At 71.6% G+C, this 23,959-nt stretch carries 20 protein-coding genes; 15 read left to right on the forward strand and 5 right to left on the reverse strand.

Translation table 11 applies throughout. The features are described 5' to 3' along the window. Positions 1-16: 16 nt before the first annotated feature. Complete coding sequence (locus IXW69_RS08080) at positions 17-2,545, reverse strand: GH32 C-terminal domain-containing protein (RefSeq protein WP_194785836.1); 2,529 nt, start codon at positions 2,543-2,545, stop codon at positions 17-19. Between the two features lie 248 nt (positions 2,546-2,793). Between IXW69_RS08080 and IXW69_RS08085 the strand changes: the two genes are divergently transcribed. From IXW69_RS08085 to IXW69_RS08095, 3 genes are all read left to right on the forward strand, one after another. Next, entirely contained in the window at positions 2,794-4,998 is a 2,205-nt protein-coding gene (locus IXW69_RS08085; protein ID WP_194785837.1) for an NAD(+) synthase, read from the forward strand. Between the two features lie 66 nt (positions 4,999-5,064). Then, positions 5,065-5,937 carry an HAD family hydrolase gene (locus tag IXW69_RS08090; protein ID WP_194785838.1) on the forward strand — a complete coding sequence of 291 codons (873 nt, stop codon included), beginning with the start codon at positions 5,065-5,067 and terminating at the stop codon, positions 5,935-5,937. Next, positions 5,934-6,749, forward strand: a complete 816-nt coding sequence (locus IXW69_RS08095) for an HAD-IIB family hydrolase (protein WP_194785839.1) — start codon at positions 5,934-5,936, stop codon at positions 6,747-6,749. The genes IXW69_RS08090 and IXW69_RS08095 overlap by 4 nt, the downstream gene beginning before the upstream one ends. 145 nt (positions 6,750-6,894) lie before the next feature. On the opposite strand, the gene IXW69_RS08100 is transcribed toward IXW69_RS08095, so the two are convergent. After that, the gene (locus tag IXW69_RS08100; RefSeq protein WP_194785840.1) at positions 6,895-7,239 is read right to left on the reverse strand and encodes a hypothetical protein; all 345 of its coding nucleotides are present in this window, start codon (positions 7,237-7,239) and stop codon (positions 6,895-6,897) included. Between the two features lie 913 nt (positions 7,240-8,152). Between IXW69_RS08100 and IXW69_RS08105 the strand changes: the two genes are divergently transcribed. From IXW69_RS08105 to IXW69_RS08135, 7 genes are all read left to right on the forward strand, one after another. Then, positions 8,153-8,593, forward strand: coding sequence for a PTS sugar transporter subunit IIA (locus IXW69_RS08105; protein ID WP_194785841.1), 441 nt, complete (start codon positions 8,153-8,155; stop codon positions 8,591-8,593). After that, positions 8,593-9,087 (forward strand): PTS system mannose/fructose/N-acetylgalactosamine-transporter subunit IIB, encoded by a 495-nt coding sequence (locus IXW69_RS08110; protein ID WP_194785842.1) that lies wholly within the window; start codon positions 8,593-8,595, stop codon positions 9,085-9,087. The genes IXW69_RS08105 and IXW69_RS08110 overlap by 1 nt, the downstream gene beginning before the upstream one ends. Before the next feature lie 68 nt (positions 9,088-9,155). Next, positions 9,156-10,007 carry a PTS mannose/fructose/sorbose transporter subunit IIC gene (locus IXW69_RS08115; RefSeq protein WP_194785843.1) on the forward strand — a complete coding sequence of 284 codons (852 nt, stop codon included), beginning with the start codon at positions 9,156-9,158 and terminating at the stop codon, positions 10,005-10,007. A gap of 21 nt (positions 10,008-10,028) precedes the next feature. Next, on the forward strand, positions 10,029-10,904 hold the full coding sequence (locus tag IXW69_RS08120) for a PTS system mannose/fructose/sorbose family transporter subunit IID (RefSeq protein WP_194785844.1): 876 nt from the start codon (positions 10,029-10,031) through the stop codon (positions 10,902-10,904). Between the two features lie 202 nt (positions 10,905-11,106). Next, a complete protein-coding gene (locus IXW69_RS08125; RefSeq protein WP_194785845.1) occupies positions 11,107-11,970 on the forward strand; it encodes an HAD-IIB family hydrolase in 864 nt (287 codons plus the stop codon). Beyond that, the gene (locus IXW69_RS08130; protein ID WP_194785846.1) at positions 11,970-12,509 is read left to right on the forward strand and encodes a hypothetical protein; all 540 of its coding nucleotides are present in this window, start codon (positions 11,970-11,972) and stop codon (positions 12,507-12,509) included. Before IXW69_RS08125 ends, IXW69_RS08130 begins: the two co-directional genes overlap by 1 nt. Positions 12,510-12,532: 23 nt before the next feature. Then, the gene (locus tag IXW69_RS08135) at positions 12,533-13,216 is read left to right on the forward strand and encodes an HAD family hydrolase (protein WP_194785888.1); all 684 of its coding nucleotides are present in this window, start codon (positions 12,533-12,535) and stop codon (positions 13,214-13,216) included. A gap of 267 nt (positions 13,217-13,483) precedes the next feature. Here IXW69_RS08135 and IXW69_RS08140 read toward each other — a convergent pair whose 3' ends face one another. Beyond that, a complete protein-coding gene (locus tag IXW69_RS08140; RefSeq protein WP_194785847.1) occupies positions 13,484-13,936 on the reverse strand; it encodes a GNAT family N-acetyltransferase in 453 nt (150 codons plus the stop codon). A gap of 254 nt (positions 13,937-14,190) precedes the next feature. Between IXW69_RS08140 and IXW69_RS08145 the strand changes: the two genes are divergently transcribed. Together IXW69_RS08145 and IXW69_RS08150 are read left to right on the forward strand one after the other, a co-directional pair. Further along, a complete protein-coding gene (locus IXW69_RS08145; protein ID WP_194785848.1) occupies positions 14,191-15,585 on the forward strand; it encodes a PAS domain-containing protein in 1,395 nt (464 codons plus the stop codon). 78 nt (positions 15,586-15,663) lie between these two features. Next, positions 15,664-16,428 carry a glutamine amidotransferase-related protein gene (locus tag IXW69_RS08150; protein WP_194785849.1) on the forward strand — a complete coding sequence of 255 codons (765 nt, stop codon included), beginning with the start codon at positions 15,664-15,666 and terminating at the stop codon, positions 16,426-16,428. Positions 16,429-16,523: 95 nt separating this feature from the next. On the opposite strand, the gene IXW69_RS08155 is transcribed toward IXW69_RS08150, so the two are convergent. Next, a complete protein-coding gene (locus IXW69_RS08155; protein WP_194785889.1) occupies positions 16,524-17,684 on the reverse strand; it encodes a methyltransferase domain-containing protein in 1,161 nt (386 codons plus the stop codon). A gap of 774 nt (positions 17,685-18,458) precedes the next feature. Between IXW69_RS08155 and cysS the strand changes: the two genes are divergently transcribed. The 3 genes from cysS (at position 18,459) to IXW69_RS08170 (ending at position 22,394) form a co-directional block, all read left to right on the forward strand. After that, positions 18,459-19,916 carry a cysteine--tRNA ligase gene (gene cysS / locus IXW69_RS08160; protein WP_228525116.1) on the forward strand — a complete coding sequence of 486 codons (1,458 nt, stop codon included), beginning with the start codon at positions 18,459-18,461 and terminating at the stop codon, positions 19,914-19,916. Positions 19,917-19,938: 22 nt separating this feature from the next. After that, complete coding sequence (gene rlmB, locus IXW69_RS08165; protein WP_194785851.1) at positions 19,939-20,937, forward strand: 23S rRNA (guanosine(2251)-2'-O)-methyltransferase RlmB; 999 nt, start codon at positions 19,939-19,941, stop codon at positions 20,935-20,937. Between the two features lie 212 nt (positions 20,938-21,149). Then, positions 21,150-22,394 carry a hypothetical protein gene (locus tag IXW69_RS08170; RefSeq protein WP_194785852.1) on the forward strand — a complete coding sequence of 415 codons (1,245 nt, stop codon included), beginning with the start codon at positions 21,150-21,152 and terminating at the stop codon, positions 22,392-22,394. Positions 22,395-22,490: 96 nt separating this feature from the next. On the opposite strand, the gene IXW69_RS08175 is transcribed toward IXW69_RS08170, so the two are convergent. Continuing rightward, a complete protein-coding gene (locus IXW69_RS08175; RefSeq protein ID WP_194785853.1) occupies positions 22,491-23,879 on the reverse strand; it encodes a DUF4032 domain-containing protein in 1,389 nt (462 codons plus the stop codon). Between the last annotated feature and the right edge of the window lie 80 nt (positions 23,880-23,959).

Below are 23,959 nucleotides of genomic sequence, written 5' to 3' on the forward strand. Positions count from 1 at the left end.
AACGGTGTGCTCGGCCTCAGTCCGTGTAGGAGCCGAGCTCGTGGATCGTCAGCTGAGGGAAGCGCGCCCGGCCGTTCTCCGCGAACAGGCTCACGCCCGTCGAGGAGGCGTCCGGGTAGACGGCGTCCGTGATCACGGCGGCGCCGTCGTTTGCGAAGACCTCGACGCTCGAGTGGTCGACCAGCACGCGCAGGTGGATGAGGCCATCGGCCGCAGGGGTGACTGGGGCGCGGTCGATGGACGGGAAGGAGTCGTTCGGGATGGTCCCGGACTTCGTCCGGTCGAGGTAGACCTCGCCGGTCGTCGCGTCGTACCCGACGACGGTCTCCTGCCCGGCCCCGACGAGCACCTTGACGCCGGAGCGCTCGGCGGTGCCGGGGTTGATCGTGAGCTCCATGTCGTAGGAGCTCCCTGCGGCCTTCTTGCCCATGGAGCGCTCGGCTGACTGGATGTTCGTGTTCTTCCGGGAGAAGGTCTGCCCCGTGCGCAGGGAGTCGAGCGAGGCGACGGGCTCCGCGAAGACTCGGACCTTCCCGTCGACGGTGTGGGCGGTGTACTCGCGGGCCACCGTCATCGCCTCGCGCCAGGTGCTGGTCGGCAGGTCGTTGGCGTAGTCCCAGCTCGACATCCAGCCGATCGCGTACCGGTTGCCGTCGGGCGCACCGTTCCACGTCACCGCCGCGTAGTTGTCGCGACCGTGGTCGATGACGGGCAGCGAGTCCGCCTGCGAGAAGCCCTTGGTGTCCGAGGCGGTGATCGAGTCGACCATGAAGTGGCCCCAGCTGTCCAAGGAGCTGTTGTCCTCGATGACAAGCGTGGCCTGCTGTCCCTTCCACCGGCTGACGTTGAGGGACTGCCAGTCGAGCGTCCCCGAGTTGTTGCCCGTAGCGGAGGCGACCACCTCGCCGTCGACGACGAGGTTGACGGAGGTGTTCGAGGGGAAGGGCGAAGCCGCGGTGTCGGACAGGCGCGCCTCATCGAGCATGATGTGCCCCCACCCGCTGGTGTTTGCGTCCACGACACGGAGCGTGGCCGTCTTGCCGCGCAGGTCGGAGACGTCGACGCTCTGCCAGTTGAGGGACTCGGTGTTCTTGCCGGTAACCGTGCGCACGACCTGGCCGTCGACGACGAGCTCGACGGCGGTCTCGCCGGAGACGTCGTCGGCGCCGTGGTTGCCGCCGCCGACGAGGAGGTTGAGGTGGTCGGCGTTGATGGTGAAGGACGGCGAGGTGACTGTGCCCGTCCCGGCGTCGGAGCCCTGGCCCGTCGCCGAGTCGTAGAAAGAGTTGAGGAGCCCAGCGCCCTGCTGGTGGTGGAGCGCCTGCTGCCCAGAGTTGGCGCCGGTCGAGGGCGCGGTGCCGAAGGCGCTGCCCTCGACGGCCCAGCCGTCCCAGCTTCCCGAGTCGAAGCCGGTGAGGAGCGTTCCGCCGCCGTTGTCACCGGTGGCGGTCGCGTCGTAGGGGTGCTTGCCGCCTGCGGTGAGGAGGTTGAGGTAGTCGGTGAAGATCGTGAACGGCGCGGAGGTGAGCGAGCCGGTGTCGTTGTCCCCGGTGCCGTAGGTGTCGACGTAGCCGGTGCCCTGGTGGCCCGCGAGGTCGCCTGTGGCGGGCGCCGTTCCCAGGGCGGTGCCGGTGGCGCCGTCGGCGTTGGTCGTCCAGCCGTCGTAGCTGCCGGAGTCGAAGCCCTCAAGGAGGGTGCCCTCGGAGCCGTCGTAGACCGAGACGGGGTCGGCGGTGTACGTCGAGCCGTCCCAGCTGCCGGTGAAGTACTTCGTCTTGCCGGCGATGGACAGCGAGAGCACCCAGGTGGAGCCTCCGCCGTCGACGGGGACCTCGAAGAGGTCCGGGCACTCCCAGACGGCGGTCGTGTCACCGGTTGGGCCGAAGTCGGACTCGTGGGTCCAGTGGATGAGGTCGGAGGAGGAGTAGAAGGAGACCTTGTGCTCGGCGGAGAGGGCCACGGCCATGGTCCACCGGTTCGAGGTCGAGTCCCAGAAGACCTTGGGGTCGCGGAAGTCCTTGTTGTTGACGTCGAGGATCGGGTCGCCGTCGTTGAGGTTGGTCCAGGTCTTCCCGTGGTCGGTCGAGTAGGAGAGGGACTGCGCCTGGATCCCGGTGTGGTTGTCCGCGCGCGTCCAGATGGCCACGATCGGCGGATTCTCCTTGGTGCCCAGACGCGAGGTGTTGTTCTCGTCGTAGACGGCGGAGCCTGAGAAGACGCCGTAGTCCTTGGTGTACGGGATCGCCACCGCCTGCTCGGTCCAGTGCACGAGGTCGGTGCTCGTGGCGTGGCCCCAGCTCATGTTGCCCCAGGCGATGCCCTTGGGGTTGTGCTGGTAGAAGAGGTGGTACGTCCCGTTCTCGTAGACGAGGCCGTTGGGGTCGTTGATCCAGTTCTTCTCCGGCGCGTAGTGGAAGGCGGGGCGCCACTGCTCGCTGGATGAGGCGTCGGCCTGGGCGGCGGAGGCGGTCGGGGCGATGAGCGCCCCGAGCACCGTCAGCGCGGTGAGCACCGCGAGGGGCAGGGTGTGCGCGGCTCTGCGCATGACATCTCCTTCGATGTGCGGTTCCTGGTTCGTCGCCACCTGTGACGGTCGGCGCTCGGCGTCGTTACCGCCGTGTGGTCCGCACAACGTTAATGGATTAACTCGCATGATGTCAGACAACCACGCCGGTTCGGACGGATTGTTTGCATCGTCGAGGGGTTAGGTCTCCGAGTGGCGAGCCCGGCACGCTTCATCGGCTCGCTCCGCCTGCCCTTCAACGTGTCCGGGGCGCGTGGGAGGATCGAGCCATGCCCAACGACGCCAGCGCCGCCCCCGCCTCCCCGACGATCGAGTTCCGCTCCGCCTACGACCAGGGCTTTGCGCGCGTCGCCGCCGTCACGCTCCCCGTCGTCCTCGCGAACCCCGCCGCCAACGCTGCGGCCATCATCGAGCAGGCCCGCGCCCTCTCCGAGGACGGCGTCGCCGTCGCCGCCTTCCCCGAGCTCAGCCTCACCGGCTACTCCATCGACGACCTCCTCCTCTCCGACGTCCTGCGCGCCGACGTCCTGGCCGCCATCGAGGCCGTCCGTGCCGCCTCGACCGACCTGCTGCCCGTCCTCATCGTCGGGGCTCCGCTCCTCGTCGGCACCCGCCTCTACAACTGCGCCGTCGTCATCCAGGGCGGGCACGTCCTCGGCGTCGCCCCGAAGTCCTACCTGCCCAACTACCGCGAGTTCTACGAGAAGCGGCACTTCGCCGCCGGGGACACTGTCGAGACCGACGGCTGGATCCGCCTGCCCGGCGTGGGCGACGCCGACGTCGACCGCCCCGACGACCCGGACGCCGTCGACATCCTCGTCCCCTTCGGCCCCGACCTCCTCTTCGACGTCGAGGACGTCCCCGGCCTCACCCTCCACGTCGAGGTCTGCGAGGACATGTGGGTTCCCGTCCCGCCGTCGTCGCTGGCCGCGCTCGCGGGCGCGACCGTCCTCGTCAACCTCTCGGGCTCGCCGATCACCGTCGGCAAGGCGGAGGACCGCAAGCTCCTCGCCCGCGCCTCCTCCTCGCGCGACCTGGCCGCCTACGTCTTCGCCGCCGCCGGCGAGGGCGAGTCCACCACGGACCTCACCTGGGACGGTCAGACCTTCGTCTACGAGAACGGCGCGCTCCTGGGGGAGACCGAGCGGTTCCCCGAGGGGCCGCGCGCCACCGTCGTCGACGTCGACGTCGAGGGGCTCGTCGCCGAGCGGGTCCGCCAGGGCTCCTTCGACGACAATCGCGAGACCCTCTCGCGCGGCGCGCGCGGCCTCGGTCTGCAGGGCGCCGACGACGGCGTCGCCACCTTCATCGACCCCTCCGGCTTCCGCACGGTGCTCGTCGAGCGGCGCAGCCTCGCGGCCCCCCGCACGGACATCGGCCTGCGCCGCAGCGTCGACCGCTTCCCCTTCGTCCCTGACGACCCGGCCCGCCTCGCGCAGGACTGCTACGAGGCCTACAACATCCAGGTCGCCGGCCTCGTCCAGCGCATGCGCGCCATCGGCAACCCCAAGATCGTCATCGGCGTCTCCGGCGGCCTCGACTCCACCCACGCCCTCATCGTCGCCGCCCGCGCCATGGACCGCCTCGGCCTGCCCCGCACCCACATCCAGGCGATCACCATGCCGGGCTTCGCCACGAGCGCCGAGACCCGCAGCAACGCCCAGCTGCTCTCCGAGGCGCTCGGCGTCTCCTTCGAGGAGCTCGACATCAAGCCCGCCGCCGAGCAGATGCTCGCAGCCATGGGGCACCCCTACGGCAAGGGGGAGCGCGGCAAGGAGGTCTACGACGTCACCTTCGAGAACGTCCAGGCCGGCCTGCGCACCGACTTTCTCTTCCGCATCGCCAACCAGCGCGGCGGCATCGTCCTCGGCACCGGCGACCTCTCCGAGCTGGCGCTCGGCTGGTGCACCTTCGGCGTCGGCGACCAGATGAGCCACTACAACGTCAACGCCGGCATCCCCAAGACCCTCATCCAGCACCTCATCCGCTGGGTCGTCTCCGAGAGGATCTTCTCCGACACCGCTGGCGAGGTGCTCCTGTCCATCCTCGCCACCGAGATCAGCCCCGAGCTCGTGCCGGCTGCTGAGGGAGAGCCCATCCAGTCGACCCAGGCCAAGATCGGCCCCTACGCCCTCCAGGACTTCACGCTCTGGCACGTGCTGCGCCGCGGGGCCCGCCCGAGCCGCATCGCCTTCCTCGCCGAGAAGGCCTGGGCGGACGCCGACGCGGGCGCCTGGCCCGCCGGCCTGCCCGAGGAGGACAAGGTCGCCTACGCCCTCCCCGAGATCAGGAAGTGGGAGACGCTCTTCCTCAAGCGCTTCTTCTCCAACCAGTTCAAGCGCTCCACGCTCCCGAACGGCCCCAAGGTCGTCGCCGGCGGCTCGCTGTCCCCGCGCGGCGACTGGCGCATGCCCTCGGACGCGGGCTCGAACCCGTGGATCGCGGAGCTCGAGAGGAACGTGCCGCAGGAGTGACGACGCGGGGCGCGTCGCCCCACGCCCCTCCGCAGCACCACCGAGCCGACCCACCGAAGGACTCACGTGACCCGCAAGATCCTGTCCACCGACCTCGACGGCACCATCCTCTTCGACGGCCGCGTCCGCGACGAGGACCTCGCCGCCATGCGCCGATGGCGTGAGGCCGGCCACCTCCTCGTCATGAACACCGGGCGCTCCGTCGCGGCCCTCCACTCCGCCCTCGACCCCTCCGGCCTCGAGTTCGACTACGCCGTCCTCTACTCCGGCGCCGTCCTCACCGACGGCGACTACGAGGTCCTCCACGTCACCGGGATGCCCGACGGCGTCCCCGACGGAGTCCTCGAGCTCGTCGACGACGCCCCCGGTGTCACCGTCTTCACCACCACCCTCGACGGCGACCTCCAGCTCTACGACTCGATCGGCTCCGGCACCGGGCTCCTCACCCTCTTCACCCCGGGAACGACCGCCGACCTCGCCGGCCGCAGCGTCATCGGCGTGCCGCTGCGCGTCGCCGACGGTCCCGCCTTCGAGCGGATCCGCGACGGCGTGGAGCAGCGCTGGGGCGGTGCCGTCACCGGATTCCGCAACCAGGACTTCTACGACCTCGTCCCCGCCGGCGTCTCCAAGGGCCTCGGTCTCACGGAGCTCGTCTCCGAGCTCACGGCGCCCGACGGCCCCTACGCGGGAGAGACCGTTGAGACCTGGACCGTCGGCGACTCCTGGAACGACATCCCCATGCACGAGCTCGCCGACCACCCCGTCGCCATGGCCTCCGCGCCGCCTGAGGTCGTCGACGTGTGCGAGTGCACGACCCCGTCCGTCGCCGCCGTCGTCGACTGGGTCCTCTCCGCGGAGGCGGACCCCGACCACGCCGCCACGTGGCGCGACGCCGACGGCGTCATGACCTGGCCGTCCCGTCCCGGAGAGCTCGCGTGACCCGACTCCTCGCCACCGACCTCGACGGCACGCTCGTCCGCCGCCGCACCGTCACCCGGGAGGACGCCGAGGCCGTCATCCGCTGGCGCGAGGCCGGGAACGTCCTCGCCGTCGCCACGGGCCGGTCCGTGAGCCTCGCCCGGCTCGCGCTCGCCGACGCCAGCGAGGCTGCCGGCGTCCCCGTCGAGGCCGACTACATCGTCTGCGCGTCCGGCACGACGCTCCTCGACGGTGCCGGCACCGTGCTGCGCACCCACCCGCTGCCCGCGGACGTCGTACGCACCGTCACGGAGCTCCTCGCCGAGCGCGACGACTGCGACATCCTCGCCACCACGCTCGACGGCGACTACATCCTCCATGACGCCCTGGGACTCACAGGGTCGAAGGAGGCGGGGATCCCGAACCACTTCAAGCCGATCGACCTCGAGGCGCTCCTCGAGCACGACGTCACGCACATGCCCGTGCGCGTTCTCGACCCGGATCTCGCCGACGCCCTCGCCGCACAGGTCGCCGGCACGGGGGAGGGGCGGATCGACGCGATCCGCTCTCACGGATTCTTCGACGTCATCGCCGCCGGACGCACCAAGGGGGATGCGCTGCGGGTCCTCGAGGCGCTCCTGGTGGAGTCGGGGACCAGCCTCGAGCTCACCGCCGCCGTCGGCGACTCGTGGAACGACGTGCCCATGTTCGAGGTCGTCGACCGGCCCTGCGCCATGGCGGGCTCCCCGGACGACGTCGTCGCCGCCGCTGGTGGCACGACGACGCCGAGTGTCGCCGCGTTCATTGAGAGCCTCCTGACGGATCGCGGCTGAGACGCGTGTGAGGTGAGCGCCCTGCTCGCTGGGCTTGGCACCCTCTGCCGCGTTGTCGGTGCGGTGCGGAGGGCTGCCCTGCGCTCGGCCTCGCACCCTCTGCTGTGCCTTGCCTTGTGACAACCTGCGGGCGTGAGGCTGCCCCTCAGGCTCGGATCCTGTTCGGAGGCTGAGGGAGACGCGGCTGCGGCTCAATACCTCCGAGCGCCAGCCGACGCAGCATCTCCTCCTCGTGGTAGGCGTCGTCCCAGGTCCAGTGGGTCGGTAGGTGCCCGAGCGCGTGGGCGAGGCGGGAGTCGCGCTGGACGAGTGCGGCCGCGCGGCTCGCCGGATCAGATTCCGCCAACGGCTCCTCGAGCTTGATCTTGCCGTCGATCTCTCCCACCCGCCTGAGCTCCGGCCAGTAGAAGTCGACGCGGGCGACGTGGACTCGGTCGCTCTCGCGGGCCTCGTACTGGATGACGGGCAGCGGGAGCCTGTGCTCGATCATGACGGCCCGGCTCAATGACTCCGCGGGGGACTCCGAGGCGCCCTCGGCGTACGTGAGGACCTGGCGGGCGCGCCTGATCCCGGGGGCGACCGGGGTGACGCTCCACGATCTCGATCATCTCCTCCAGGGTGGCGGAGCCGCTGGCGAGGACCACGTCTGCTGAGACGAGGCCCGACCGGAATGTGCGCGTGCACGCGAGGTCGACGACGGTCTGCGCGGGTGAGGTCGTCAGGGTGCCCTGAATCGATCGGACGTCGAGGCCGGCCGGGGCGGAGTGCGTCGTCGTCGACCGGCAGACGCGGCCCCGCGGTGAGCCGGGGATCGCGACCTGCGCGCGCCGTGGCAGGGAGCCGACCATCGGGATCCCCTGGACGACGGCGGCGGACTCGCGCACGAGGACGCGCTCGCTCCCTGGCGGTGCCGTCATCGTGGCGGCGCGGGCGATGACGAGATGACGTTTCCCCGCGGGCAGCCGCACCCACTCGGCGCTCCTGGCGTAGACGCCGCGGGGTGCGCGGGACGATCCGTGGAGACCGGTGGGTCGATCGCTCGCTCGTGCCACGACCTTGCCCCGCTCTGGCTCGGCTCTCACGGAGGGTGAGGTCCGTCGCTCGCAATCGCACCCGCTGCGCCGCTTCTCCTCCTGTGCGTGCTGTCGGTGCGTGTCGAGGGCGCGCACAGGGTGCGAGCCGGGCTGGAGGGCGCGTGCCAGCGGGGCAGATCCGCACGCGGTCCGTCTGTCGAAACCCGAACGTGACGTGAGCCCGTTCACCGTGTACTGTGTGAGCCGCGCGACGTCAATCGTTTAACGACGTGGGACCAAGGTAGGTCCTTGCAACGAGTTACACGATTAACGTCTTCACCACGCAACCGCGGTCCCGCTCCCACGGGGCCGATCAGCAAAGGAGCACACATGGTCGCTGTGATCGTCGCAGCCCACGGCCGTCTGGCGGAGGGGCTCGTCGCCTCGTCGGCCATGATCGCCGGCCCCCAGGAGGACCTCGTCCCCGTCACCTTCGAGCAGTCGGAGGGTCCGGACGACCTCCTCGCCAAGTACGCCGCCGCCGTCGAGGGGTCGCCCAGCGACCAGTACCTCCTCCTCGTGGACCTCCTCGGTGGCAGCCCCTACAACGCCGCGGCGCGATTCGCCGCGGAGCGTGACGACGCCGACGTCGTCACCGGAGTGAACCTCCCGATGCTCATCGAGGTACTCGGCCGCCGCATGGTCGGCGCGGACCTCGCCGAGCTCGTCGAGGTCGCCAGGTCCGCCGGCTCCAACGGCGTCAAGGTCCTTTCCGACATCTTCACCCCCACCCCCACCGATGACTCCGACGACGAAGGAGACGAGCTCTGATGGACATCAAGCTCCTGCGTATCGATTCCCGCCTGGTCCACGGCCAGGTCGCCAACAACTGGGCCGGCTCCCTCGGTGCCGAGCGCATCATCGCCGTGTCCGACGGCGCCGCCAACGACGAGTTGCGCAAGACGCTCATGCTCCAGACGGGCGGCGGCAAGGTCAAGGTCAACGTCATCGGCGTCGAGAAGGCCGCCCGTGTCTACAACAACCCCAAGTACGCGGACCTCAAGACCATCCTCGTCGTCGAGACCCCGGCTGACGTCATCCGACTCCTCGACCTCGGTATCAAGGTCGACTCCGTCAACGTCGGCGGCATGACCTTCAAGCAGGGCACCAAGGCCCTCTCTCAGGCCGTCTACGTCTCGGACAAGGACGTGGAGGACTTCAAGGAGATCGACTCCCGCGGCGTCAAGCAGTACATCCAGCAGGTTCCCTCCACGGGCTCGGCCGAGCTCATGGGCGCCCTCAAGTCCAAGGGCTTCCTGTCCTGAACACGGCGAACCGGCCCCAGAGCCCCTCCCGTCTCTCCTCCCGAAAACACTGAGAAGAAAGCACTCCCATGCATGACATCAGTGCGGTCCAGATCATCCTCGTGACCCTCGTGGCGTTCCTCGCCGGTTGCGACTCCGTCCTGGACGAGCGCATGTTCTACCGCCCCCTCGTGGCCTGCACCCTCACCGGTCTGGTCCTGGGCGACCCCACCACCGGCATCATGATCGGCGGCTCCCTCGAGCTGCTGGCCCTCGGCTGGATGAACGTCGGCGCCGCCATGGCCCCTGACGCCGCCCTCGCCTCCACCGTCTCCACGGTCATCGTGATCGCGGGCGGCCAGAGCACCAAGGAGGCCATCGCCGTGGCCGTCCCGCTCGCCGTCGCCGGCCAGGCCCTCACCATCTTCGTCCGCACCGTCAACGTGTTCTTCGCGCACCAGGCGGACGCCTTCGCCGAGAAGGCCAACTTCCGCGGCATCACCTGGATGCACTTCATCGCCCTGAGCCTCCAGGGTCTGCGCGTCGCCATCCCGACCGCCATCGTCGCGGCCCTCGCCTCCGGCGACTCCGTGAAGACCGCCCTCGAGGCCATCCCGCCGACGATCACCCAAGGCCTCCAGATCGCCGGTGGCTTCATCGTCGTCGTCGGTTACGCGATGGTCATCAACATGATGAAGGCCCGCAAGCTGCTGCCCTTCTTCTTCATCGGCTTCGTCGTCGCCGAGTTCGCGACGACCCTCAACGCCGGCATCACGCTGGTCGCCCTGGGCATCCTGGCGGTCTGCTTCGCCCTCATCTACGTCCAGCTCAACCCGGAGTTCCAGCCCAAGCCGCAGGTGGCCGCCTACGCGGGGGCACCCGCTGGCGTCACCGCCGGCGGCGCGGACCTGGACGACGACCTCGACGACGAGCTCGACTGAGCGCTGGAAGGAAGAACACCAATGTCCACTGCAGTTGAGACTCAGGCCACCGAGACCACCGAGGCCGCCCCGGAGCGCATGCTCACCACGAAGGACCTGCGGAGCATGTACTGGCGCTCCACCTTCCTCCTGGGCTCCTTCAACTTCGAGCGCATGCAGGCGATCGGCTTCTGCCTCACCCTCATGCCCGCGATCAAGAAGTTCTACCCGAACGACAAGACCGAGCAGGCGGCCGCCCTTAAGCGCCACCTCGAGTTCTACAACACCCACCCGTGGGTCTCCTCCGTCGTCTTCGGCGTCACCGCCGCCATGGAGGAGAAGAAGTCCAAGGGCGACGAGATGGGTGAGGACGCCATCACGGCCGTCAAGGTCGGCCTCATGGGCCCGCTCGCCGGCGTCGGCGACCCGATCTTCTGGGGCACCGCCCGCCCGGTCCTCGGCGCCCTCGGCGCGTCCCTCGCGCTGACCGGCTCCTGGCTCGGCCCGATCATCTACTTCTTCGGGATCAACATCATCCGCATCCTCATGCGCTGGTACGGCCTGCGCTGGGGCTACGAGCGCGGTACCGACATGGTCGCCGAGGTCGGTGGCGGCCAGCTCAAGCGCATCACACAGATCGCCTCGATCACCGGTCTGTTCGTCATGGGGTCCCTCGTGGCCAAGTGGACGAACATCAAGTTCCCCGGCGTGGTCTCGACGGTCACCGCTGACGACGGCACCAAGACCGTCACCACCGTCCAGAACATCCTGGACAACCTGCTCCCGGCCTGCGCGGCCCTGGGCCTGACCTTCCTGTGCATGTGGCTGCTCAACAAGAAGGTGAACCCGCTGTGGATCATCCTCGGCATGTTCGTCATCGGCATCCTCGGCGCCTGGACGGGCTGGCTCGGCCTCTGAGCCGACCGGCTGACCACGCCCCGGAGCACCGGGACGCACCGCCACGGCCGAGCCTCTGAGCGGCCGCCGCAGGTCGGACGGGGCCGTCGGGACACCTCCCGACGGCCCCGTCGCCTGCCCGGGCGTCCTCGCGACCACCTGCCGCGGGCGCCTACCCTGAGGGCGCCCGGCGCCACGCACCACCTCAACCGGAAGGACCCGCATGACAGCGCTCCTGGCCACCGACCTCGACGGGACGATCCTCTTCGACCGACGGGTCTCCGCTCAGGACCTGGAGGCGATGCGCCGCTGGCGCGAGGCCGGCAACCTGCTCGCCATCTGCTCCGGCAAGTCCGTCTTCGCCACGCGGGACACGCTCGAGCCCGAGGGCGTCGAGTTCGACCACGCCATCACCTTCACCGGCGCGGTCCTCACCGACGGCGACTACCGCGTCATCTCGGAGCGCCACCTGCCCGACGGCGTCGCACACGACATCGTCGAGTCCCTCCAGGTGCACGACGGCCTCACCGTCTTCGCCACGACTATCGAGAAGGACTACGTCCTCTCCGACACCTACAACGAGGTCTCCCCGATTCTCCAGGTCTTCGAGCCCCTCGCGATCGACGAGATGCACGAGCACCGCTTCATCGGCGTACCCATGCGCGTGCGAGACGACGACGTCCGCGACACGATCGTCGCCGACGTGACCGCACGATGGGGCAACCAGGTCGAGGTCATCCGCAACCAGGAGTTCCTCGACATCGTCCCCTCCGGCTGCACGAAGGGCTCGGGCCTACTCGACCTCGTCGCCCGCCTCACCGCCGAGGACGGCCCCCGCGCCGGGGAGACGATCGAGACCTGGACCATCGGCGACTCGTGGAACGACGTCCCGATGCACCTCGTCGCCGACCACGCCGTCGCCCTCCCCTGGTCGCCCGACGACGTCACCGCCGTCTGCGAGCGCACCGTCGGCTCCATCGCCGAGCTCATCGACGCCACCCTCGACGGCGCCCCTGCCACGCCGGCACCAGCCGGCGCTCCTACCGACACCCCCATCGACACCCCGATCGACACGGAGACCCGCTGATGGCACGCAGCACCGAGCCCACCCCCGACGACGTCACCCGCCCGGGTGCCGCTGATCGCGTCCGCGAGTGGTTCCGCGGGGGAGACCCCGACGGCCGCACCAAGATCGACCAGTGGTTCCACGGCTACAGCGACAAGCCCGACGGCTACACCTTCGGGATGATGGGACCGGCCATGGTCCTGTCCGTCCTCGCCGCGGTCCTCTACCCCCTCACCAAGGGCTACGGCTCGATCGTGTGCCTCGTCCTCGCGCTCGTCCTCCTGCTCGTGCGCCAGTCCGTCGAGCGGCAGGTGGCCGCGGCCGCCACGGAGATCGTCGAGGCGGGTGACCGGTACAAGCGCACCCGCGACCCCGAGTACCTCGAGTTCACGCGCCTGCGCGCCGGCGGCCTGCTCGAGTCCAACAAGATGCTCACCTCCCAGACCCGGGACTGGCTCCAGGGCCGCGTCGCCTGGGCTGTGGACCAGCAGAGCCGCAACGAGCACCGCGCCGCGAAGAAGCAGGCCCGTTCCGCGCGCCGGGCCGGTGGCTCGAAGTGAGCACGAAGGGGCCTGCCGTCTCCCTGCCCTCCGGCCCGACCCCGGACGGGCAGGTCGTCCGCGCCGTCCTGTGGGACATGGACGGCACCCTCATGGACTCGCAGCCCTTCTGGGACGAGGCGTTCGTCCGCCGCTGCGAGGCACTCGGCGGCACCGTCACCTTCGAGCAGATCGAGGGCATCAAGGGCGCCTCCATCCGTCGGACGAGCGAGCTGATCGCCGCCACCGGCGCCACCGCCTCGCCCGAGGACCCGGCCACCGCCGAGGTCTTCGCCGGCATGGCCGCCGACGTCGAGGCCGCCGTCCGAGCCCACCCGCCGATCCTCCCCGGGGCCCGGGAGATCACCTCCGCCATGGCCGAGCTCGGGCTCGCCCAGGCGATCGTCACCCAGTCGCCCCGGCCCATCGTCGACGCCGTGGCCCACGAGCTCGGCGACGTCTTCGTCGCCCTCGTCACCGGCGACGACGGCCTGTCCGGCAAGCCGACCCCGGCCCCTTACGCCGAGGCGATGCGTCGTCTCGAGCTGTCGCCGAAGCAGTGCGTCGCCGTCGAGGACTCCGCGACCGGTGCGGCCTCGGCGCGCTCCAACGGCCTGTACGTCATCCAGATCGGCGGGCCGAAGCACTTCCCGGCGGACCCCGGGCTCGTCGTCGTCCCGCACCTCGCCTCGGTCACGCCGCACCTGCTCCTGTGGGCCTCACGCTGACGCGGTACTGAGCGCGTCCAGACGACCTGGCTGCCGCCCGACGCCGCGCCTCGCACCCTGTGCGCGGCGAAAACACGGACAGAACCGGCGCACAGGGGGCGAAGCGGAGCAGAGGATGCCCGGGCGGGCGTTGGGCCGGCCGAAGGGAGCTCCGTGAGTCACCCCGCCGAGACTCCCTGACGAGCCGAGCCCGGCGACGTCGAGCACGAGGGAGCCCCACCGGAGACGATCCGGCGGGGCTCCCTCGCGTCCGGTCCGCTCAGCGGCTCACTTCCAGGAGAAGCGGTACACGTTGGTCTCGCGCAGCTCGAAGCCGGCGCGCTGGTAGAGGCGGTTGGCGGCCTCGCGGCTCGGACGGGAGGTGAGGTCGACCGTGCGGGCGCCGAGCTCCTGCGCGTGCGTCACCGCGGCCTCGACCAGGGCCCGCCCGGCTCCCTGGCCACGGGCCTCGGAGGAGACGACGACGTCCTCGACCCAGGCGCGCAGACCCGTCGGGATGGTGAAGGTCGCGAGGGTGAGCATGCCGAGGATCGGGTGGTGGATGCCGTCCTCCGCGGGCTTGTTCGGGCGGAAGACGAAGAGGTAGACGCCGGGCTGGGCGACGAGGTCGCGCACCTGCTCCTCGGTGAGCGCGGGCGCGGTCCGCGACAGCTGCGGGATGAGACGTCCCATCGCCTCGACGAGCTCGGGGCTGGACTGGGTGACGATCTCGACGGTCATGGCTGCTCTCCTGGGCCTGGTCAGCGCGGTCCGGCGGACCGCGGTCGTCACCCGAGCCTAACGGTCACGATCGGTGACGGGGGATGCTCGGAGACCCACGTGCGCGGGTGACACCGAGTAACCTTCCGGGCAGGTCCAACGTCCTGCCGGGGCACTCCCGCGGGCTCGTCGGAGCGGACCGCGGCACCGCCGTCGTCGCCCGCGCCGCCCGCCGCGCCGCCCCGTCGCCACCGCAGTCGTCCAGGAAGGCCACCATGACCGACACGCCCGCCACCGCCCCGAGCGGCTCCGCCCTGCCCGGCGAGGAGCACACCTACGAGGCGGAGGAGCTCTTCTTCTCCACCACTGACGCCGAGGGCCGCATCCGCCGCGCCAACTCGACCTTCATGCGCCTGTCCGGCTACCCGCGAGGCTCCCTCGTGGGGCGGGCCCACAACGTCGTGCGCCACCCGTCGATGCCCGCCGGCGTCTACCGCTCCATCTGGGAGGCCATCCAGGACGGCCTGGCGGCCAGCGCCTACATCACGAACCGCTCGAAGGACGGCGGCTACTACCGGGTCTTCGCGACCATCGTGCCGTCCGGCGACGGCTACCTGTCCGTGCGCACACTGCCCCAGAACACCACCCTGCGCGACACCATCGAGGCCGCCTACGCCAGGGTCCTCGAGGTCGAGGAGCAGTCCGCCGCCGCCGGCTCCACCCGTCGCGAGGTCGCGGCAGCCGGGGAGGCGGCCCTCCTGGAGGAGCTGCGTGCCCTCGGCTACAAGGACGCCGTCGACTTCACGCGCCAGGCGCTGCCTGCCGAGGTCGCGGCGCTCGTCGCCGCCGGTGTGGGGATCCCCGAGCGGCCGGACGCTGAGGGCCCCGTGGCCCGCGTGCTCGCAGAGATGAAGGGGATTCAGGAGTCCACCTCCGGCCTCGTCTCCCTCCTCGAGGAGTGCAGCCGCCTCGTCACCCTCCTCGGCAGGCGCGCCGTGGAGATCGACGCCCTCTCGGGCCGCCTCGGCCAGCTGCGCGAGAGCCTGCGGGGCGTCGACGGCGACGTCGAGCGGATCGCCGGTCAGGGCGAGCTCCTCGACGACGTCCGCGCCCGCTACGAGGAGGTCGACGCCCTCGCCCTGGAGTCCTTCGAGCAGCTGCGCCCCCTCGCCGGCCAGGTCGAGGAGCTGCGCGGCGACGTCGACTCCGTCCGCTTCGCCATCGCCCTGCTCCGCCTCCACAACCTCGCGGCCGGCTTCTTCGCCCTCCAGGTCCTCGACGGCGAGGACGACCTCGCCGCCAACGACGCCGTCGGCTCGCTCGGCGAGCTCGTGAGCGCCCTGCACGACGGCGCCGGCTGGCTCTCCGAGCGGCTCGCCCTCTTCCGCGCACGCGCCGAGCTCGTCGGCGGTGAGCTCGACGTCGTCGCCCGCTCCCTCACGGTGACGCACCGTCCGCTTCTCGACCTCCTCGCCACCGCCTCCGAGGCCGGCGCCGAGAACGAGATCTCGGTTCGCACGGCCCGCTCGCTCGTGCGCGACGGCTTCACCGAGGCGCGCGACCTCGCCGACCTGGCCGGCGCGATCCGCGACCTCGAGATCCCCTACGAGGCCGAGGAGATCGACGCCCGCTTGGCCGAGGTCCGCAAGGCACTCGCCGAGCTGGCCTGACGCCCGCTCAGCGGCCCGCCAGCTCCCGGAAACCTCTCGTGGTCGTAGCCTGAGGGCGACGACCACGAGAGGTTTCTCATGTCCCCTGCCAGCCCCGCCAGTCCCGCGCCCGCCCGGCGGGCCCTTGCGATCCGCCACGTCGGCTCCGAGGACCTCGGACTCGCCGCCCCCGCCATCGCCGAGCACGGTCTCGACGTCACCTACTGGGACGCCGGCGTCGGCTCCACCGCTGACCTGGCGCCCGCCTCAGCCGGGGGGCTCAGCGACGACGTCGAGCTGCTCGTCGTCCTCGGCGGCCCGATCGGCGTCGACCAGACGGACCTCTACCCGTACCTCGACGACGAGATCGCCGCGGTGCGCCGCCGTCTCGCCCTAGGGCGCCCGGTCCTCGGCGTCTGCCTCGGAGCCCAGGTCATCGCCACCGCGATCGGTGGGGGAGTGGAGGCCGGAGCGGCGGAGATCGGCTGGGCGCCGGTCTCGCTCAGCGTGGCAGGGCGTGAGGGACTGCTCGCGCCGCTCGACGGCATGCCCGTCCTCCACTGGCACGGCGACCGCATCGTCCTGCCGGCCCCCACGGACACGGCCCCGACGCCGCAGGTGCTCGCCTCGAGCCCGACGACGCCCGTCCAGGCCTTCACCGTGGCCTCGGCGCTCGGGCTCCAGTTCCACATCGAGGCCGATCCCGCTTTCATCGAGCGCTGGCTCATCGCCAACGTCGGTGAGCTGACCGGGAACGGCATCGACCCGCGCACGATCCGCCAGGACACGGCCCGCCTCGGCGAGGAGCTCGTCCCCGCCGGCCAGCGCGTCATCTCCGACTGGCTCGACTCCGTCGGGCTCTGAGACGGCGACGGCGCCCACCGGTGCCGGGACGGGGCGTCACCGCGCCGCGTGAGCACGGGCGGCGTCGGCTTCGGGCTGGGCCGATCGACCGGCGCTCAGTGCACCAGCTCGACGAGCACCTCGGCGTGATCCGTGTGCGGGAACATGTCGAACAGGCGTGCCCGACGCACCCGCAGGGACGGCATGCGCGCGAGGTCCTTCGCGAGGCTCACCGGGTTGCACGAGGAGTACAGGACCCGCGGCGTGCCGGAGGCCTCGATACGCCCGGCGAGGTCGGCGCCGATCCCGCGCCGCGGCGGGTTGACGACGAGCAGGTCGCGGACCACACCTGCGGCCGGGTCGAGCACGCGTGCGTCACCCGCCGCGAAGTCCACCTCGCCAGGCCGTAGCCCCATGAGCCGTGCGGCCTCGCGGGCGCCGTCGATCGCAGGAGCGGACACCTCGACCCCGCGAACCTGTCGGCCCTGGTCCGCGAGAGCGAGGCCGAAGCCGCCCACCCCGCAGAACAGGTCCCAGACCTCGGCCGGGCGGCTGGCGGTGCCGCCAGTGCCCGTGAGGTCGTGCGACCACTCGGCCGCCGTCGCGTAGAGCGCCTCGGCGACGGCCGTGTTCGTCTGGAAGAAGGAGCGCGTCGGCAGGAGCAGCGGCAGCTCGCGCGCCGGCCGGTGCTCCGTCTCGGGCAGGGACAGGCGCATGAGCAGGCGGTCCCCGAGCCCGAGGGAGGCGTCCGCGAGGACGATCTCCTCGGGGCCCTCGATGACGGCCTGGTGGACGGGCTGCACGTTGACGCTCATGACGGCGAGCCCGGGCAGCTCCTCGCGGAGGCGGGGGAGCGCGGCACGCAGGTCGGGGACGCGGTCCGCGGTGCGGCACACGAGACGGACCATGAGCTCGCCGTCGGGGGAGGCGGTGACGAGGACGTGCTTGAGCTCGCCCCGGTCGGCCGCGATGTCGTAGGGCGTGAGGCGCAGCTCCGTGATGAGTCGGGTGAGGACGGGCAGGGCCGCCTCGACGGCGGGGACGCGGAGCGGGCAGCGGCGCAGGTCGACGCTGAGGCCGCGGGCGTCGGCGAGGCCGAGGACAGGCGCGTCCACCGTGCCGGAGACCGCCATCTTCGCCTTGTTCCGGAAGCGCTCGGGAGCGGAGGGCTGCGGCGGCTCCCACACGCTCGCGCGCACGGGGTTCGCGCCGTCGGCGAGGAGACCGGCGACGCGCGCCTGCTTGCGCTCGAGCTGGTCGGTCAGGGGCAGGTCCATGTGAGGGCAGGAGGGGCACGCGCTGGCGTCGTGGAGCGGGCAGAAGGCGGCCGACGACGTCGGGGCCCCCGTGGTCTGCTGCGTGCTCACGGGCCCCATCATGCCCGGTGGTGACGGCGGCGCTGCGCTGGGGCGCGTGACGGGCCCGGGCGCTCGGTCCTGCCTGAGGCTGTCCGCCTCAAGAACGAGGACGGGCCCTCGGGCCGGGTTGTCTCTCCCGGCCCGAGGGCCTTCGTCGTCGAGGGGCTCGCGTTCCCCGGGCTTCCCATGACCCGGGAGGAGCCTCCTCCTTCGCCGGAGCGAGCCGTCCGGGCTCCCTAGGACCCGTGCGGCTCTCGGAGACCGGCAGGTCGTCGGGTTCCCCAACCCTCGCTGCCCGCTCCGTCCGGCGGCAGGAACTATGTAACCCACCGACCCTGGGAGGGCACCGGGACGGAGCCTGTGAAAGACCTAGGAACGGTGCGGGCGCGTCGCACGCACCCGGTGCCCGCCCTCGCGCGTGCTGGCACACGCTGCTCGGCTTCGCACGTGCTCGCACCGACTGCGCGCCTTCGCACCGTGTGCTCACCTTGGAGTCGTCTCAGCGGCGAGCACAGGGTGCGAGCTGGTGCGCACGGTGCGAGGTGGTGCGCGCGGAGCGAGCGGGAGCCACGAGCGGCGCCGAGAGAGCCGCCTTGCCCCAACGGATAGGCTGGCCCGGTGAGCACTGACACCCCCGCCCCCGAGGCCACGAACGAGGAGACCCGGCCCGCTGCCCAGCCCGCCGAGCCCACCCTGCGCCTGTACGACTCCGCCGCGCGTGCCGTCGTCCCCCTGGCGCCGACCGTCACCCCCGGAACGGTCGCGATCTACCTCTGCGGCGCGACCGTCCAGGGCTCCCCGCACATCGGGCACATGCGCTCCGGCATCGCCTTCGACGTCCTGCGCCGCTGGCTCGAGCGCTCCGGCCAGAAGGTCGTCCTCGTCCGCAACGTCACCGACATCGACGACAAGATCCTCACCAAGTCCGCGGAGGCCGGCTGGGCCTGGTGGGCCTGGGCCCAGCGCTTCGAGCGCGAGTTCGACGCCGCCTACCGCGCCCTCGGCGTCACCGCCCCCACCTACGAGCCGCACGCCACGGGCCAGATCCCCGAGATGATCGCCCTCGTCCAGCGCCTCCTCGACGCCGGCCACGCCTACGTCGGCGACGCGGGCAACGTCTACTTCGACGTCCGCAGCCTCAAGGACTACGGCTCGCTCACCAACCAGCGCGTCGACGACCTCGCGACCACCGAGGACGAGTCCCAGATCGACGACGACGTCGAGGCCGACAAGCGCGACCCGCGCGACTTCGCGCTGTGGAAGGCCGCCAAGCCCACCGAGCCCGAGGACGCCTCCTGGGACGCCCCGTGGGGCCGTGGCCGGCCCGGCTGGCACCTCGAGTGCTCCGCCATGTCGCGCCGCTTCCTCGGCGAGTCCTTCGACATCCACGGCGGCGGCATCGACCTGCGCTTCCCGCACCACGAGAACGAGCAGGCCCAGTCCCACGGCGCCGGCTGGGGCTTCGCCCAGCACTGGGTCCACAACGCCTGGGTCACCATCAAGGGCGAGAAGATGAGCAAGTCGCTCGGCAACTCGCTCGTCGTCGCCGAGCTCCTCAAGCGCTACGACGCCCCCGTGCTGCGCCTCGCGCTCGGCACCGTCCACCACCGCTCCACCGTCGAGTTCTCCGAGGAGACCCTCGCCGACGCCGCCGGCCTGTGGGACCGCCTCTCCGGCGCCGTCACCCGCGCCCTCGAGCTCGCCGGGGGAGTCGTCGACGCCCCCTCCGAGGAGATCCGCTCCCGCGCCCTGCCGGAGGAGTACTCCTCCGCCATGGACGACGACCTCAACCTCGCCGGCGCCGTGGCCGTCGTCCACGCGACCCTCAAGCGGCTCAACACGGCCCTGTCCGCGAGCGACGCCTCCGCCTCCGCCGAGCTCGCCCTCGACCTGCGCGCCCAGCTCGACGTCCTCGGCCTCGACCCGCTCGCCGAGCCGTGGCGCTCCCGCGTCATCGGCGCGGGCGCCGGAGCCTCCGACGACGCCGCCCTCGAGGCCCTCGACCACCTCGTCTCCGCCCTCATCGACGAGCGCGCCCAGGCGCGCGCCGCCAAGGACTGGGCTCGCGCCGACGCGCTGCGCGACCAGCTCACGGCCGCCGGCGTCGTCGTCGAGGACTCCGCCACCGGTGCCCGCTGGCACCTCGCCTGACGGCCCAGAAAGGACCATCCCCTTGCCCGGTAACGAGCAGTACCCCGGCGCCAAGCGCCGCCCCGGCACCAAGAAGGGCGCCACGAAGGGCTCCGGCGGCAACCGCCGCCAGGGCCTGGAGGGCCGCGGCCCGACGCCCAAGGCCGAGGACCGCGTCGGCCACCCCAAGGCCCGCGCCAAGGCCCGCGCCGAGGCGCGCGCCGCCCAGCCGACCCGCGCCAAGCAGCTGGAGAAGATCCGCCGCCGCTTCCAGGTGCCCGCTGGCCACGAGATCGTCTGCGGCCGCAACGCCGTCGCCGAGGCCGCTCGCTCCGGCGTCCCCATCGCGCGCGTCTTCATGGCCGTCTCCGCGGAGTCCGACGACCGCCTCGGCGCCGTCGTGCGCCGCGCCGCCCTCCTGGGCGCCCCGGTCCTGGAGACCACCAAGCTTGACCTCGAGGCCCTCACCGACGGCGCCGTCCACCAGAGCGTCGCCATCGAGGTGCCCGCCTACGAGTACGCCGAGGCCGCTGGCCTCCTCGAGCGGGCCCGACTGCGCGGCCGCACGCCGCTTCTCGTCGCGCTCGACCAGGTGACCGACCCGCACAACCTCGGGGCCGTCCTGCGCTCCGCCGGTGCCTTCGGCGCCGACGGCGTCATCATCCCCGAGCGCCGCAGCGTCGGCGTCAACGCCACCGTCTGGAAGGTCTCGGCCGGTGCTGCGGCGCGCGTGCCCGTGGCCCGCGAGACCAACCTCGTGCGCGCCCTCGAGGCGCTCAAGAAGGAGGGCTGCTTCGTGGTCGGCCTCGACGGTGGCGGAGACACCGACGTCGAGAGTCTCACCGTGGCGGACGAGCCCCTCGTCCTCGTCACGGGAGCGGAGGGCGCGGGCCTGTCCCGCCTCGTGCGTGAGACCTGCGACGTCATCGCCTCGATCCCGATCTCCCGCGACGTCGAGTCCCTCAACGCCGCGGTCGCCACCGGCATCAGCCTCTACGAGGTCGACCGGCTGCGCCGCGCGGCCGCCGCGCCCCAGGGCTGACCCGCGGCGGCGGCGCCTCGTTTCGCCGCCGCCGGTACCAAGCGGACCGCCTGGGGCCGACGGCGTGCACAGACACCCGTGCCCGGCTCGCCGTGGAGGACCGGATGCCCTCCGGCGGCCCCGTCTCGTACCCGACCCGGCCCGATGCTGACACAATGGGCCCGACGCCCCGCCGCCGCGCAGGCGTCATGACACTTGAGGAGGCCACTCGCATGGCACAGGACCCCGCGCAGCGATGGAACCGGACCGAGGGCGTGCTCGTCGCGCCCGGGACGCGCCCCGAGGACGTCGCCGAGCACCTGAGGACCGAGGGAGTCGTCGCACGGCTTGAGTGGTACCCCTCCACGCCGCACCTCCAGTCGCTCACCCTCCTGTCCGACGCCGAGGGCCGCGTCGCCGTCACCCCGCCCTCCCGAGGCGGCGTCGTTCCCGGGCACGGCGTCTCCGAGCTCGCCGAGGGCGTCGCTCGGGCCTTCTCCGCAGACGTCACCATCGGCCCCGCGTCGTTCGACGCCCTGCCCGACGACGTCGAGCTCCCGCAGCTGCCCACGCGCGGCTCGGCCGCCTCCCGCACCGTCGTCCTCACGCCGCTGAGCGCCTACATGGTTCCGCTCCAGGCCACGCTCCTCGAACGGCCCCTCGCCGTCGCTGCCGTGCCCGGCCTGGACCGCCGGATCGTCATGTACACGGGGGAGGGCGCCGAGCTCGGCACCTTCGGGTGGGACGAGGAGTCCCTCCCGGCGCTCGTCCTGGCCTCCACCAACGGCGACCTCTCCGTGCGGGCCATCCCCACCGGCGAGACCGAGGACGACGCCGTCTTCTCCTGGGGCATGACCTCCGAGTACGTGTGGGGCGCGGTCGACGAACCGGGTCCGGCGCTCACGAGGCTCGTCGAGGAGCTTCTCACCGACTCCACCGACGCCTCCGTCATCGCCGGGGCCGTGCCCGGCGCCGACCCCGAGGCCACGGCCGCCGCCATCGCGACGCCGGGCGCCGAGGGCCTCGCCGCCCTCGTCGCCGCGCTCGGCCTGCCCGAGTGGGTCGACGGCGTCCTCACCGGCCGCCTCGCGCCCGCCGAGGTCCCCGGCGTCGTCGTCCACGAGCCCCGCGGCCTGTCCAACGCCGTCGGTCGCTCGGTGGGCCTGCTGCTCCAGGACCCTGAGACGCCGGGCTCCGGCTTCGTCCAGGGCTACGTCCAGACCGTCACCGAGCGCCCGTGGGTCGTGCGCGCGGCCACCGTCCTCGAGGCAGGTGTCGGCGGGGCGCTCATCGGTGCGGCGATGCGGCGCCGCAACGCCCGGGGAGAGATCCACGGCGGTCTCGTCGCGACGGGGGTCGTCCTCGTCGTCGACGCGGTCACTGAGGCCTCGCTGGCCTCGCTCACCCGGCACCGCGAGCTGCGCCGCCGCTCGGACGAGGAGATGGCCCTCGTCAACCGCGAGCTCGCTGAGGACTGACCTCCCCGCACGCACGAGCACGACCTCCCTGGACGAGCGCTGCGCCGACGGCGCAGCGCTCGTCCAGGGAGGTCTCGTTCGTCGTGAGGGAGGGGGCTACTCGCCCTTGAACCTCATCCCCGCGGTGAAGCCCATGGGGTTGAGGTGGTACTGCTCCGCGGTCTCCTCGTCACGGGCGGCGAACTCCTCGTCGTCACCGAGGGGCTTCTCGTCCTCGCCCTCGTCGCCGTCGAAGATCGCGGCCATCTCCTGGGTGTCGCCCAGGGAGAGGTAGGACTGCTCGTCCCAGTGCTCCGGTAGCACCGTGCGGGCGTAGTCCTCGACCGCCGCCTCCATGGCGACGTCGTGGCCGGCCTTCTCGGACAGGTACCAGCGGTGCTCGAGGACCTCGTGGAAGATCTCCGCGGGCTCGATCTTGCGGCGCAGCTCGATCGGCACCGCGTCCAGGGTCGGCTCGAAGACCTCCGCGAGCCACACGTGAGCGACCTGCTCGAGGGGCTGGTCCATCCGCCCCGTCGTCGCGCGGAACGCCTCGAGGTCGTTGAGCATGCGCTGGCCCTGGCGCTCCTCCACGTCGAGGCCGGTGAGCCGCATGATCTGGCGGTGGTAGTGGCCGGCGTCGACGACCTTCGGCTGGATGACCATCCGTGCGCCGGAGCCGTCCGCGAGGGTCTCCATCTTGAGCTCGCCGACGTCGAAGCCGAGCTCGTTGAGCCGCTCGATGCGGCGACGGACGCGCCAGCGCTCATTGAGGCTGAACTCCTCGCGGGCGGTGAGGACGTTCCACAGCTCGGTGTAGCGGGAGACGATCCGGTCCCCGACCTCGATGGTGTCGACCGACTGCTCGAGGAGCGCGCCGGCCTGGAGGTCCATGAGCTCGCCGATGATGTTCGTCCGGGCGACGTCGATGTCGTAGAGGCGCTTGCCCTCGGTGAGACCGCCCTCGGGGTAGAGCTCGCCGGTCTCGGCGTCGACGAGGTAGGCGGCGAAGGCTCCCGCGTCACGACGGAAGAGCGTGTTCGACAGCGAGACGTCGCCCCAGTAGAAGCCGAGCAGGTGGAGGCGCACGAGGAGGACGGCGAGCGCGTCGATGAGGCGGGTGGCCGTCTCCGGGCGCATGTACTGGCTGAAGAGCGCGCGGTAGGGCAGGGAGTAGGACAGGTGCTCCGTGACCAGGGCGCAGTTGAGCTCGTCGCCGTTCAGGTCCGTGCGGCCCGTGACGACGGCGGTCGGGGTGACGCAGGGAGCCCCGAGGCGCTGGAGGTCGCGCAGGAGCTCGTACTCGCGGTGCGCGACGGACTCACCGATCTCCTTGACCGCGATGACGCGCTCGGACAGGTTGACGAAGCGGACGATGTGCCGGGAGAGACCACGCGGGAGCGCGGCGAGGACGTCCATGGGCCAGTCCTCGAGCGGCGTCTCCCAGGGCAGGTCGAGGAGCGCCGGGTCGATCGTCGCCGCGGTGATCTGCATGGACTGGGGCATGGCGCGATTATCTCAGGAATCCTCGCGCCCGGTACCCGCCGTCCCGACGGCCTCCGGGGCCGTGGAGGCACGGCGGCGGG

This window comes from Actinomyces haliotis, from assembly GCF_015355765.1.
GTDB classification, from domain to species: domain Bacteria; phylum Actinomycetota; class Actinomycetes; order Actinomycetales; family Actinomycetaceae; genus Actinomyces; species Actinomyces haliotis.

What these genes read in the sequence shown, in the direction of transcription:
- IXW69_RS08150 (WP_194785849.1), top strand. Translation starts at nt 15,664, where the DNA reads ATGTCCCCTGCCAGCCCCGCCAGTCCCGCGCCCGCCCGGCGGGCCCTT.
- IXW69_RS08130 (WP_194785846.1), top strand. Translation starts at nt 11,970, where the DNA reads ATGGCACGCAGCACCGAGCCCACCCCCGACGACGTCACCCGCCCGGGT.
- IXW69_RS08110 (WP_194785842.1), top strand. Translation starts at nt 8,593, where the DNA reads ATGGACATCAAGCTCCTGCGTATCGATTCCCGCCTGGTCCACGGCCAG.
- IXW69_RS08120 (WP_194785844.1), top strand. Translation starts at nt 10,029, where the DNA reads ATGTCCACTGCAGTTGAGACTCAGGCCACCGAGACCACCGAGGCCGCC.
- IXW69_RS08125 (WP_194785845.1), top strand. Translation starts at nt 11,107, where the DNA reads ATGACAGCGCTCCTGGCCACCGACCTCGACGGGACGATCCTCTTCGAC.
- IXW69_RS08105 (WP_194785841.1), top strand. Translation starts at nt 8,153, where the DNA reads ATGGTCGCTGTGATCGTCGCAGCCCACGGCCGTCTGGCGGAGGGGCTC.
- IXW69_RS08115 (WP_194785843.1), top strand. Translation starts at nt 9,156, where the DNA reads ATGCATGACATCAGTGCGGTCCAGATCATCCTCGTGACCCTCGTGGCG.
- IXW69_RS08170 (WP_194785852.1), top strand. Translation starts at nt 21,150, where the DNA reads ATGGCACAGGACCCCGCGCAGCGATGGAACCGGACCGAGGGCGTGCTC.
- IXW69_RS08080 (WP_194785836.1), bottom strand. Translation starts at nt 2,545, where the DNA reads ATGCGCAGAGCCGCGCACACCCTGCCCCTCGCGGTGCTCACCGCGCTG.
- IXW69_RS08175 (WP_194785853.1), bottom strand. Translation starts at nt 23,879, where the DNA reads ATGCCCCAGTCCATGCAGATCACCGCGGCGACGATCGACCCGGCGCTC.
- IXW69_RS08145 (WP_194785848.1), top strand. Translation starts at nt 14,191, where the DNA reads ATGACCGACACGCCCGCCACCGCCCCGAGCGGCTCCGCCCTGCCCGGC.
- IXW69_RS08100 (WP_194785840.1), bottom strand. Translation starts at nt 7,239, where the DNA reads ATGATCGAGCACAGGCTCCCGCTGCCCGTCATCCAGTACGAGGCCCGC.
- IXW69_RS08155 (WP_194785889.1), bottom strand. Translation starts at nt 17,684, where the DNA reads ATGGACCTGCCCCTGACCGACCAGCTCGAGCGCAAGCAGGCGCGCGTC.
- IXW69_RS08085 (WP_194785837.1), top strand. Translation starts at nt 2,794, where the DNA reads ATGCCCAACGACGCCAGCGCCGCCCCCGCCTCCCCGACGATCGAGTTC.
- IXW69_RS08140 (WP_194785847.1), bottom strand. Translation starts at nt 13,936, where the DNA reads ATGACCGTCGAGATCGTCACCCAGTCCAGCCCCGAGCTCGTCGAGGCG.